General features: G+C 61.1%; 11 protein-coding genes. 7 read left to right on the top strand and 4 right to left on the bottom strand.

Translation table 11 applies throughout. The features are described 5' to 3' along the window. Window positions 1-19: 19 nt before the first annotated feature. The 4 genes from AC1D19_RS18295 to AC1D19_RS18280 all read right to left on the bottom strand — a co-directional run bounded on the left by AC1D19_RS18295 (window position 20) and on the right by AC1D19_RS18280 (window position 3679). Window positions 20-181 (bottom strand): hypothetical protein, encoded by a 162-nt coding sequence (locus tag AC1D19_RS18295; RefSeq protein ID WP_477755531.1) that lies wholly within the window; start codon window positions 179-181, stop codon window positions 20-22. 108 nt (window positions 182-289) lie between these two features. Continuing rightward, a complete protein-coding gene (locus AC1D19_RS18290; RefSeq protein WP_046038510.1) occupies window positions 290-523 on the bottom strand; it encodes a DUF465 domain-containing protein in 234 nt (77 codons plus the stop codon). 173 nt (window positions 524-696) lie between these two features. Further along, window positions 697-2808 carry a hybrid sensor histidine kinase/response regulator gene (locus tag AC1D19_RS18285; RefSeq protein ID WP_477764019.1) on the bottom strand — a complete coding sequence of 704 codons (2112 nt, stop codon included), beginning with the start codon at window positions 2806-2808 and terminating at the stop codon, window positions 697-699. Between the two features lie 181 nt (window positions 2809-2989). Continuing rightward, complete coding sequence (locus AC1D19_RS18280) at window positions 2990-3679, bottom strand: GntR family transcriptional regulator (RefSeq protein WP_007987445.1); 690 nt, start codon at window positions 3677-3679, stop codon at window positions 2990-2992. A gap of 140 nt (window positions 3680-3819) precedes the next feature. On the opposite strand from AC1D19_RS18280, the gene AC1D19_RS18275 reads away from it, so the two are divergent. The 7 genes from AC1D19_RS18275 (at window position 3820) to AC1D19_RS18245 (ending at window position 11175) form a co-directional block, all read left to right on the top strand. Beyond that, the gene (locus tag AC1D19_RS18275; RefSeq protein ID WP_477755208.1) at window positions 3820-4905 is read left to right on the top strand and encodes an ABC transporter ATP-binding protein; all 1086 of its coding nucleotides are present in this window, start codon (window positions 3820-3822) and stop codon (window positions 4903-4905) included. Between the two features lies 1 nt (window position 4906). Next, window positions 4907-5824, top strand: a complete 918-nt coding sequence (locus AC1D19_RS18270; RefSeq protein WP_477764018.1) for an ABC transporter permease — start codon at window positions 4907-4909, stop codon at window positions 5822-5824. Further along, window positions 5821-6609, top strand: a complete 789-nt coding sequence (locus AC1D19_RS18265) for an ABC transporter permease (RefSeq protein WP_007995935.1) — start codon at window positions 5821-5823, stop codon at window positions 6607-6609. Before AC1D19_RS18270 ends, AC1D19_RS18265 begins: the two co-directional genes overlap by 4 nt. 16 nt (window positions 6610-6625) lie before the next feature. Beyond that, the gene (locus tag AC1D19_RS18260; RefSeq protein ID WP_477764017.1) at window positions 6626-7678 is read left to right on the top strand and encodes an extracellular solute-binding protein; all 1053 of its coding nucleotides are present in this window, start codon (window positions 6626-6628) and stop codon (window positions 7676-7678) included. Window positions 7679-7819: 141 nt separating this feature from the next. Continuing rightward, entirely contained in the window at window positions 7820-9016 is a 1197-nt protein-coding gene (locus AC1D19_RS18255; protein WP_477764016.1) for an amidohydrolase family protein, read from the top strand. Beyond that, window positions 9013-10500: an amidohydrolase family protein gene (locus tag AC1D19_RS18250; RefSeq protein WP_477764015.1), complete on the top strand. Its 1488-nt coding sequence runs from the start codon at window positions 9013-9015 to the stop codon at window positions 10498-10500. The genes AC1D19_RS18255 and AC1D19_RS18250 overlap by 4 nt, the downstream gene beginning before the upstream one ends. A gap of 12 nt (window positions 10501-10512) precedes the next feature. After that, a complete protein-coding gene (locus tag AC1D19_RS18245; RefSeq protein WP_007995928.1) occupies window positions 10513-11175 on the top strand; it encodes a flavin reductase family protein in 663 nt (220 codons plus the stop codon). Window positions 11176-11286: the final 111 nt, after the last annotated feature.

Here is an 11286-nt window from a genome sequence, read left to right as displayed (position 1 = left end):
GCTCCCACAGGGACAGCGTTCACTCGGTGTCCGAGTCAACACCTTCATCTTCCGGACATTCATCAATGCCCGGCTCTTCCTCGGGATTGACCGTGGTGTGTTCGGGGCTCAGCGGTTCGGGATGAGTGGGTATAGGGTCGTAGGCACCCTGTTGTTCACTGGGATATTCGGGCTGGGTCATGAGGCACCTCGTTGAGAGCCGTAACATTGGTCTCTGAGCATTCGAGGTGCCGGTTCTGGTTGCCGTTCCAACTTTCCGGCCACCGCTCGTCGGTGGCAGCACGCTGGGTCAGGATGTCGAGCCCAGTTGCTTGACGATCTTGTCCTTGACCAGCAGGCGAGCCTCCTTGAGTTTCCTTACCGTGTCATCGTTGGACTTGGCCTCCTCTGCTTTCACCACTTCGGCATCCGCCTGGGAATACTTGTTAAGCAGTGAATCCAGTAACGGATCCTTGGTGCGTTTCTGCTGGACTTCTTCCTTTGAGCGTTTCAGATCCTGATAAAGGTCATGGGGCACCGGCATGGAACACCTCCGTTTGTTGATCGGCAGCGAAACGCGATCAATTGCGTTCACCAACTATCAGAATGGCCTCGGTTAGCCCGTTCTGTCGACCACCTGTCAGACCAGCGGCGTCCGTTCGTCGTCCTGTCGCACAGGCGATAAAACCTTTGCCTGCACCCGCGCCTCCACTGGTTTCAGCCGTTAAGCACCGTGCGTACCATTTGCCTGAGTGCTTCGGGATTGTAGGGTTTGCTCAGCAGGTGGGTGTCGGGGCTGAGCTGGTGATTGCGCGAGATGATGTCGCGGGTATGCCCCGAGGTGAACAGCACGGCCACCGGTGGTTCCTGCACTTTCGCCCAGGCCGCCAGGTCCGAACTCTTGATCAGGCCGGGCATGACCACGTCGGTGAATATCAGGTCCACCGCCAGCCCTTCCAGCAACATTTGCATGGCTACGTCACCGTTAGTGGCCGTGAGGATCTGATAGCCCTCTTCACGCAACAATTCCACCACCGACACCCGCACGGCCTCATTGTCTTCGACCACCAGGATGCGTTCGTACCCGCCCCGTTGCGGCACATCAGGGCCCGGCGTTTCACTGGGTGGCGCGCGCAAGGTGCGCGGGAAGTACAACTGGACCCGAGTCCCCTGCCCCACGTCGCTGGCAATTTCGATATGACCGCCACTCTGTTTGACGAAACCAAACACCATACTCAAGCCCAATCCGGTGCCCTGACCGTCGGCCTTGGTGGTGAAGAATGGCTCGAACGCCTGGGCCAGCACCTGCGGCGGCATGCCGACGCCGGTGTCCGCCACGGACACCCGTACATAGTCCCCGGCAGCAATGCCCTTGCCGGCGCAAAATTGGCGACCCAGGACGATGTTGTCCGCGCAAAGATCAATGGTCCCCTCACCCTGCATGGCGTCCCGGGCATTGATCGCCAGGTTGAGAATGGCGTTTTCCAGTTGATTGCGATCGACAAACACATTCCAGGAATCCTCAGGCGCTGCCATGTGCACCTGAAGGGTTTCACCCAAGGCACGTTGCAACAGCTCCGCCAGGCCATCGAAAATCTGCCGCAACGTGAAGACCGCAGGCGACAACGGTTGGCGACGGGCGAATGCAAGCAATTGCGAGGACAGCTTGGCACCGCGCTCGACCGCGGCAATCGACGCCGAGACCCGGCGTTGCACATTGGGGTTATTCGGCTCATGGCGTGCCAACAGGTGCAGGTTGCCAGCGATCACTTGCAACAGGTTGTTGAAGTCATGGGCCACACCGCCGGTGAGGCCACCGATGGCTTCGAGTTTCTGTGACTGGCGCAGTTGTTCTTCCGCCGCCAGCCGCGCCTCGACCTCATCGGCCACCCGCTGCTCCAGGTTGCGGGTGAACTTGAGCAGGGATTCTTCGGCGGTCTTGCGTTCGTGAATATCGATCAGCACACCAGGGAAACGAAATGCCTCGCCTTGCTCATCGAATTCACAGCAACCGCTGGCGAGCACCCAGAAGTAACTGCCGTCGGGACGCCGGATCCGGTACTCGACGTTGTAGGGTTCGCCCGTCTCGACCGACAGTGTGACCCGTTCCTGGACCCAGCTGCGGTCGTCCGGATGGATCCGCCCTTCGACGATCTCCTGTGACAGATTGCCCAAGTCTTGCCCGGGTGGATAAGAGAACGTGCGAGCGAATCGCTCATCACCCGACAACACGTTGGTCTTGATGTCCCAGACAAAGGAACCGAGCAAGGCACCGGCGTTCAATGCCAGGCGCACCCGCTCGTTATCCGCACGATAAGCGTCTTCAGCCACTTGTCGCCGGTGCTCGGATATCACCCGCTCCGTGGTTTCCACCACCATGGACATGACCCCGGCCGGATGTCCGTCATCATCAGCCACCGGGCTGTAGTAGAGGTCCATCCAGACATGTTCCGGAACCCCGTCACGCAGCAGCACCAGTTCTTTGTTGCGATAGGACAAGGTGCCGCCCGCCAGGCAGGTGTCGACTACGTGGCGATTGAATTCGGCGACTTCTGGCCAACCCAGCTCCACCGTGGACCCCAGCAGATAGGGATGACGCCCACCGGCGAATTTCGAATAGGCGTCGTTGTAGATCATGTACCCCGACTGCCCCCAGAGCATCACCATCGGCAACGGCGAGGCAAGCATCAACTGCACCGCACTGCTGAGGCTCTTCGACCATGAGTCGAGTGGGCCAAGTTCGGTCCGGCTCCAGTCGAACGCACGGATGCGCCCGGCCATTTCACCGTTCCACCCGGCACACCCGTGGCTATCCGCTAGAAACTGCATCGGCTGGCTCAATCCCGGTAAATTGCACCCGTTTGTTTCGAGCATCCTGCACGCTATTCGTTTCATAGAGGTATAGCTGATGCGATGAAATTGGTGCCCCCTGTAGGAGCTGCCGCAGGCTGCGATCTTTTGACTTTGACTTTTAACAACAAGATCAAAAGATCGCAGCCTTCGGCAGCTCCTACACCTCAATCAAATGCTTTAGCGGGTTGTAACTGCTTTTCAGGGTTGCCGCGACATCCAGAATGGCCTTCTCGATGCCATTCAAGTGCATGCAGGTCAGCTCGATGGCCGCGCTCTGGTTGCCCGCCTCGATGTACTCGATCAGCCGCAGGTGTTCGTCGTCGCGGCAGGCCTCGTGACTGTCGTCATCCAGTGCGGCGGCATACAGCGACGCCCGGGAAATCAGCTTTTGGAACCAGTCGAGCAACACCGGGTTGTTCAGGCTGCGGGCCAGCTTGATGTGGAACTCGCCGAGCAGGTGAATCAGCCGTTCGTGATCACCGCTCTGATGCGCTTCATCTTCCAGCAGCAAATGATCGCGCAGGTCCTGGGTCACCGCTGTATCACGCCGACGGCACAGTTCGCTGACGATACCGATCTCGATCAAACGCCGGGTTTCGAACAACGAGCGGATCTCTTCGTCACTCGGCAACGACACCGATGCACCTTTATTGGGCTCGGTGGTGACCAGTCCATCGGCCTCCAATTGCTTGAGCGCGGCCCGAACGGACGTGCGGCTGACATTGAAAAGCTCGGCCAGTGAGGCTTCGCCGAGTTTCATGCCCGGACGCAACGAGCGTTTGCTGATCGCCTCGTAAACCCCTTGGTAGACGCGGTCGACCGTGGTTTCCAGTTTCTTTTCCGTCATTCATCAACTCCTCGCGCCCTGTGCAACCAACCCTGGCGAGTGAACAGCCTTTGAAAAAGGGGCTTGCACGGGCAGATTAATCCGGGTATTTCTAAATTGCATCCAGATTTTGCATACAATAATTAGAGGAATGCACCATAATGGGTCATCCAACAGCAATCGAAGTGCGAAACGTCTCAAAGCGATATTCCGACGATCCGGGGCTGGCACCCGCCCTCGATAACGTCTCGGTCGACATTGCCGACAACGAATTCTTCACCCTGCTCGGCCCCTCCGGCTGCGGCAAAACCACCTTGCTGCGCACCATTGCCGGCTTCGAGCACGTCAGCGACGGTGTGATTCGCCTCGCGGGCGAGCCGGTCAACGATTTGCCGCCGTTCAAGCGTCGGGTCAACACGGTGTTCCAGAGTTACGCGCTGTTTCCGCACATGAGTGTTGCGCAGAATATCGCCTTCGGCCTCGAGATGCAGGGCCTTGATCGCAAGCTGATTGCGCAGCGTGTCGAGGAAATGCTCGCGCTGGTGCAAATGCAGCACCTGGCCAGGCGCAAACCGGCCGAACTGTCCGGCGGGCAACAGCAACGGGTGGCTCTGGCCCGGGCCCTGGCACCGAAACCCAAAGTGCTGTTGCTGGATGAACCGCTGTCGGCCCTGGACCTCAAGCTGCGCAAGGAAATGCAGGTCGAACTCAAGCGTGTGCAGAAAGAAGCCGGGATCACCTTCATTTTCGTCACCCACGATCAGGAAGAGGCGCTGACCCTGTCCGATCGCATTGCCGTGATGTCCGCCGGCAAGATCCTGCAAATCGGCACGCCCAACGAGATCTACGAACGGCCGCAACACCAGTTCGTCGCGCAATTCATCGGCGACATCAACTTCCTCCCCGGCCACATCAAGCGCGGCCAGCAGAACGAAAAGCTCTTCGTGCCCAACGGCATGCCCGTGGAAATCCCCTGCCTGGCCCAGGGCTTTGACGGCAGCAAGGTGCAACTGGCGTTCCGCCCCGAGCGTTCGCAACTGGTCGAGCCGACGCAGCCCCATCACCTGCGCGGCGTGATCGAAGCCGTGCTGTATGTCGGCACGGCCACGCTCTACCAATGCCGCCTGAACAACGACATCAAGGTCATGCTGCGCGAGAACAACGAAGGCCTGAACCACGGCCGGGTGGTGGGTGATCGCGTCGCGGTCAACCTGCCGCCACACGCCTGCCTGTTGATGGAGGCCTGAGATGAGCGTCAGCAGCACTTCTCCAGCCCTCAACCGTGCGCTGCTGCTCAGCCCGGTGCTCCTGACCCTGCTGGCCCTGATCGCCATTCCGCTGGGCATCATGGGCTACATCAGCCTGTTGCCACGCAACGTCTATGGTGGCGTCGACTGGCAGGCCAACTGGCAATTGCAAAGTTACGTTCAGCTGTTTTTCCAGGAAGGTTTCGACGGTGAACTGGAACTGAACTGGGTCTACGCCCAGGCACTGATCCGCTCGGTGTTCCAGGCCGGTGGCACCACGGTCCTGTGTTTCCTGTTCGGCTTCCCGGTGGCGCTGTGGATGTCGAGCCTGACGCCCCGCCGACGCAACCTGATGGTGTTGCTGATCACCATCCCGTTCTGGACCAACCTGCTGATCCGCAACTATGCGTGGCTGATCATCCTGCGCGAACACGGCTGGATTGCCCAGAGCCTCAACGCGCTGTTGCCGCAAGCCGGGGGCATCACCCTGCTCTACAACGACTTCGCGGTCAGCGTCGGCCTGGTCTACAGCTTCCTGCCGTTCATGATCCTGCCGATCTACTCGACCCTGGAAAAACTCGACTGGCGCCTGGTAGAAGCCGCCTACGACCTGGGTGCCAACCGCTGGCACGCGTTGCGCCGGATCATCCTGCCGCTGTCGATGCCGGGCGTGATCGCAGGTGCCTTGCTGGTGTTCGTACCGAGCCTGGGTGCCTTCATTACCCCGGCGATCCTCGGCGGCGGCAAGACGCTGATGATCGGCAACCTGATCCAGCAGCAATTCGGCACCGCGCGCAACTGGCCGCTGGGCAGTTCGCTGTCGTTCCTGTTGCTGGGGATCATGTTGCTGTCCCTGGTGCTCTACGCCCTCTATAGCCGCAATGCCGCCAAGACCCAACGCCCAGGAGCCCAAGCATGATCGCCCTGCACCTGAAGAAACTGCCCCTGACCCGTGAAGTCAGCCTGCTGATGCTGGCCTATCTGTACCTGCCGATTTTCGTGCTGATCGCCTACAGCTTCAACGCCAACCGCTCGGCGACGGTGTGGACCGAGTTCTCGTTCGCCTGGTACGGACGCATCCTGGCCAACCCATCGATCCAGACCGCGGCGCTGAACTCGATCATCGTCGCCAGCATCGCCACGGTCTGTGCCACAGCCATTGCATTGCTCGCGGCATTGGCGACTTATCGGCCGTTCTACGGGCAGAAAATGGTCGAGGGCGGAATCAACCTGCCGCTGATCCTGCCGGAGATCGTCACCGCCGTCGCCACCCTGCTGCTGTTCATGGCGCTGGGGATCAAGCTCGGTTTGCTGACGGTCATCGTCGCCCACATCGGCTTCTGCATTCCCTTCGCTTACCTGCCAATCCGTGCGCGGCTCAACGACCTGGACAAGAGCCTGCTGGAAGCGGCGAACGACCTGTATGCCAACCCCTGGCAGGTGTTTCGCCGGGTGACCCTGCCGCTGCTGTGGCCGGCGGTGCTGTCCGGTTCGGTGTTGGCGTTCGTGGTCAGTCTCGACGATTTCATCATGACCTTCTTCGTCGCAGGTCCTGGTTCGACCACCTTGCCGGTGTACATCTTCTCGGCCATCAAGGCCGGCGTGACGCCGGAGATCAACGCGATCTCGACCCTGATGCTGGTGATTTCCATCGTGCTGGTGGTGCTGGCCTTCTGGCTGGGACAGCGCGGCAAACAACAATGAGCCTGGAGCGTTAACAATGATCCTGAAAAGCATGCGTTACAGCGTCGCCGGTCTGGCCCTCAGTTGCTTCACCGTTTTCACCGCCCAGGCCGCCGAGCCCAAGGAACTGTTCTTCTACAACTGGACCGACTACTACCCGGTCGACCTGCTGGCCAAGTTCGAAAAGGAGACCGGGATCAAGGTCACCATGGACGGCTACGACAGCAACGAAACCCTGCTGGCCAAGTTACAGGCCGGTGGTGCGGCGTACGACGTGATCGTGCCATCGCAATCGATCATGCGCACCCTGATCAATCAAGACCTGCTGCTGGAAATCGACGCCTCGGCCCTGCCCAACTTCCAGTACGTCAAACCGGCGTTCCGCGACCCGAGCTTCGACCCCGGTCGCAAGTTCTCGGCGCCGTACCTGTGGGGCACCACCGGGTTCTCCTATGACAGCGCCCGGGTGCCCGGCGGCAAGCTCGACGACTCGTGGAAAGAGTTCTTCGAGCCGCGCAAGGAACTGCAAGGCCAGCTCGCCGCCCTCGACACCTCCAGCAGCGTGATCAACGCCGCCAGCCACTACCTGAATGTCGACGAATGCAGCGAAAACCCGCAGGACGCCAAGCGCATCCTCGAACTGCTGCAAAAACAGAAACCCTTCCTGAAGATGTACAGCTCGGACAACACCGTCGACCGCATGGCCTCCGGTGAAGTGATCATGATGCAGAACTGGAACGGTTCTACAGCGCGGGCCACCTTGCAGAAGAGCACCATCAAGTACGTGTATCCGAAGGAAGGCCTGGCGATGTTCCAGGACAACTTCGCCGTACCGAAAAGCGCACCACACCCCGGCAACGCGAAGATCTTCATCGACTGGATGATGAAACCGGAAAACGCCGCCGCCGTGTCCAACGCCATCGCCTACGCCAACGGCATCCAGAGCGACAAGCTGATCGACGCCAAGTGGCGAGTGATGGACGCCATCAACATGCCCGACGAGTTCGCCTCGCGCCTGCGCCCGGAAAAGGAATGCAGCAACAAGGCGCGGGAACTGCAGGACCGGATCTGGGCCAAGCTCAAGGGGTAATTGTTCGACTTGAAACCGAGTTGCGGCCATCGCGAGCAGGCTCGCTCCTACAGGGATTTTGTGAACGCCGAAGATCCACTGTAGGAGCGAGCCTGCTCGCGAAGAGGCCCTCCCACACAACACCGATATTGAGGTTTTTGTATGACCCAACCCCGCTGGCTGCGCAACGTGCGCCCCTACGGCTCAACCGCCGAAGACCTGCTGATCGAAAACGGCTGCTTCAGCCAACGCCGCCCGGCCTCGACCACCGAGCTGCTCGCCACCGACATCGACGGCCAGAACCAGTTGCTCACCCCCGCCCTGGTGGAAAGCCACGTGCACCTGGACAAAACCCTCTGGGGTCAACCCTGGCGCCCCAACAGCGCCGGCCCGACCCTCAAGGACTACATTGCCAACGAACGGCGCATCCTGCGCGAAGTCACCACACCGATTGCGCAACGGGCCGGTGCCCTGCTGGAAAACTGCATCGCCCGTGGCTCGCTGACCATGCGTTGCCACGTCGACATCGATCCGGAGTTCGGCCTGCGTCATGTCGAGGCCATGCAGCAACTGCGCGAAAAATACCGCGACCTGATCGACCTGCAACTGGTGGTGTTCCCGCAGACCGGCCTGATCAGTCGCCCCGGCACCGCCGAACTGATGCGCGAAGCCATGGCCCTGGGTGTGGAAAACGTCGGTGGACTGGACCCGTGCGGCATCGACAACGACCCCATCGCACAACTGGATTTCGTCTTCAAACTGGCCAGCGAGTTCGACCGGGGCGTCGACATTCACCTGCATGACAAGGGTGAACTGGGCCTGTGGCAGATCGCGCTGATCGCCGATTACACCAAGCGCTACGGCCGCCAGGGCCGGGTGATGATCAGCCACGCGTATTGCCTGGGGATGTTGCCGTGGAGCCAGGTCAAACCGGTGGCCGAGCGCCTGGCGGCGCTGGGTATTTCGCTGATGAGCTCGGCCCCGGCCGATTGCGCGGTGCCGCCATTCATGGCCTTGCGCGAAACCGGCGTGAATGTGTGCCTGGGCTCGGACGGCATTCGTGATGCCTGGTCGCCCATGGGCAACGGCGACATGCTGGAACGGGCGATGTTGCTGGCGTTCCGTTTCGATTTGAACAAGGACGAAGAACTGGCGGCGGCGTTCGAAGCGGCGACCGTCAACGGCGCCCAGGCGCTGGGTTGCGAAGCCAATCGCCTGGAGATCGGCCAGCCGGCGGACTTCCTGCTGATGCCGGTGCAAACGCTGGGCGAAGCCGTGGTTTCGCGACCGCTGCGTCAGGTCTATCGCGCAGGTCGGTTAATTGCTACGGGTGGCCGTTTGCTGGAAAGCCGTCTGTGAAGCGCATCGGCTTGCGGGCCAGTTGCGTAGTCGGCTTCGACGGCACGCAGCATGTGCTGTGGCGCGACGGCGAAGTGGTGTTCACAGGCTCGCGCATCGAGTTTGTCGGGCGCGGTTATCCGGGGCCGGTGGATCGGTGGATCGATTACGGCAACGCGTTGATCGGCCCCGGCTTCATCGATCTGGATGCCTTGGGCGATCTCGATTCCACGGTGCTGACCCTGGATAACGGCGACGAGCGCGCCATGGGCCGAATGTGGTCGGCGCAGTATCTGGCGCGTGGATCGCGGGAAAGCTACAGCCCCGAAGAGGAAGTCTTCAAATACCGCTACGCCTTCACCCAGCTGATCCGCAACGGCATAACCACCGCCATGCCGATCACCTCGATGTACTACCGCGAATGGGCCGAGACCTATGACGAATTTGCAGCGGTAGCCGGTGTGGTGGCCGAGTTGGGGCTACGCACTTACCTCGGCCCTTGCTACATGAGCGGCATGAGTTACTCGCGCACCGATGGAACCCTTGCGCACCACTGGGACGAAGCCCGGGGCATGGCCGGCCTCGATGCCGCCGAACGGTTTTTCCGGGATTTCGACGGTGCGAACAGCGGTCTGATTCGCGGCGCGCTGCTGCCCGATCGCATCCAGACCTGTACCCCGGCGCTGCTGCAACGCACCGCCGCGCTGAGTCGGGAACTGAACGCACCGATGCGCTTGCACTGCTGCCAGGGCCTCGGCGAGGTGACGATGGTCGAGCAACTTCGCGGCACCTCGTCATTGGGCTGGTTGCAGCAGCTTGGGCTTTTGACCCCGCGCAGCCTGCTGCCCCACGGCATCTACACCCGAGGCGATGACGACCTGCAACGGCTGGTGGACGGCGGTGCAAGCCTGGTGCATTGCCCCGTGGTGTTTGCCCGGGACGGCGAGGCGCTGAATTCGTTTGGCCGCTATCGGGCCAAGGGCATCAACTTCGCCCTGGGCACCGACACCTGGCCGGCGGACTTGCTGGACAACATGCGCCAGGGATTGAACATCGCTCGCCTGATGGAGGGTGGCAACGAGCTGACCAGCACGCTGGACCTATACAACGCCGCGACCCTCGGCGGTGCCAAGGCACTGGGCCGCAACGATCTCGGCCGCCTGGCACCGGGCTGCAAGGCCGACATCACCGTGTTCAACCTGCGCGGGATGCACCTGGGACCTCTCTTCGATCCGTTGAAAAATCTGGTGCTGGCCGGGCGCGGTGATGACTGCATCGCCAGCTACATCGACGGCCGTTGCGTGATGCAGGACGGCCAGGTCGAGGGCGTCGACTACCCCGCCCTGCAACGCCAGGCCCAACGCCAATTCGAAAAACTGATGCGCAGCCACAGTGACCGGGCCTTTGGCCAACCGGACTGGAAGAGCCTGTTTCAGCCCGCCATCCCGTTCGCCGACGACTACAGCGCACATTCGCCACTGAGCGCGATTGATCCACTTCTCTAGAGATTTCTGCCCATGCAAAGCTTCGACTTCAGCACATTGAGCCCACGGGACAAGTACAAGATCCTGATCGGCAGCGTCGTGCCACGGCCGATCGCCCTGGTCACCACCGTCGACGGCGAAGGCCGGGTCAACGCGGCGCCGTTCAGCTTCTTCAATGCGCTGTCGGCCGATCCACCCATCCTCGCCCTGGGCGTGGAAAACTACGGCGACCAAAGCCCCAAGGACACCACCCGCAACATTCAGCTCAACCAGGAATTCACCGTGAACATCGTCAGCGATGCCCTGGTGGAAGCCATGAACGTCTGCGCCGTGCCCTTCGCCCCCGGCTTCGATGAACTGACCGCCGCCGGCCTCACCGCCATCCCCGGCACCACGGTCAAATGCCCGCGCATCGGCGAAGCCCCGGTGGCGCTGGAGTGCCGGCGGATGATGGCCCTGTCCATCGGCCAATCCCGGGAGATCATCTTCGGTGAAGTGCTGATGGCCCATGTGCGGGACGAACTGATCGACCCGAAAACCCTGTACATCGATCAACTGGGGCTCGACGCCATCGGACGCATGGGCGGGCATGGCTATGCGCGCACGCGGGATTACTTCGATCTGCCGACACGGTCGTTACAGGCGTGGACGGATGCGCCGGGGGGTGGGGAGCGGTTTTGGCCGCTGGCCAAATAAAACGTATGTGATCTCTGTAGGAGCTGCCGAAGGCTGCGATCTTCTGATCTTGATCTTCGGTAATCTCAAGGCCGCCAAAAGATCGCAGCCTTCGGCAGCTCCTACAGGGAA

The organism is Pseudomonas sp. P1_C12, from assembly GCF_056406435.1.
The sequence above is the reverse complement of the archived record's forward strand: the minus strand, read 5'-3'. Positions and strand labels throughout refer to the sequence as shown.

What these genes read in the sequence shown, in the direction of transcription:
- AC1D19_RS18295 (WP_477755531.1), bottom strand. Translation starts at nt 181, where the DNA reads ATGACCCAGCCCGAATATCCCAGTGAACAACAGGGTGCCTACGACCCT.
- AC1D19_RS18290 (WP_046038510.1), bottom strand. Translation starts at nt 523, where the DNA reads ATGCCGGTGCCCCATGACCTTTATCAGGATCTGAAACGCTCAAAGGAA.
- AC1D19_RS18285 (WP_477764019.1), bottom strand. Translation starts at nt 2,808, where the DNA reads ATGCAGTTTCTAGCGGATAGCCACGGGTGTGCCGGGTGGAACGGTGAA.
- AC1D19_RS18280 (WP_007987445.1), bottom strand. Translation starts at nt 3,679, where the DNA reads ATGACGGAAAAGAAACTGGAAACCACGGTCGACCGCGTCTACCAAGGG.
- AC1D19_RS18275 (WP_477755208.1), top strand. Translation starts at nt 3,820, where the DNA reads ATGGGTCATCCAACAGCAATCGAAGTGCGAAACGTCTCAAAGCGATAT.
- AC1D19_RS18270 (WP_477764018.1), top strand. Translation starts at nt 4,907, where the DNA reads ATGAGCGTCAGCAGCACTTCTCCAGCCCTCAACCGTGCGCTGCTGCTC.
- AC1D19_RS18265 (WP_007995935.1), top strand. Translation starts at nt 5,821, where the DNA reads ATGATCGCCCTGCACCTGAAGAAACTGCCCCTGACCCGTGAAGTCAGC.
- AC1D19_RS18260 (WP_477764017.1), top strand. Translation starts at nt 6,626, where the DNA reads ATGATCCTGAAAAGCATGCGTTACAGCGTCGCCGGTCTGGCCCTCAGT.
- AC1D19_RS18255 (WP_477764016.1), top strand. Translation starts at nt 7,820, where the DNA reads ATGACCCAACCCCGCTGGCTGCGCAACGTGCGCCCCTACGGCTCAACC.
- AC1D19_RS18245 (WP_007995928.1), top strand. Translation starts at nt 10,513, where the DNA reads ATGCAAAGCTTCGACTTCAGCACATTGAGCCCACGGGACAAGTACAAG.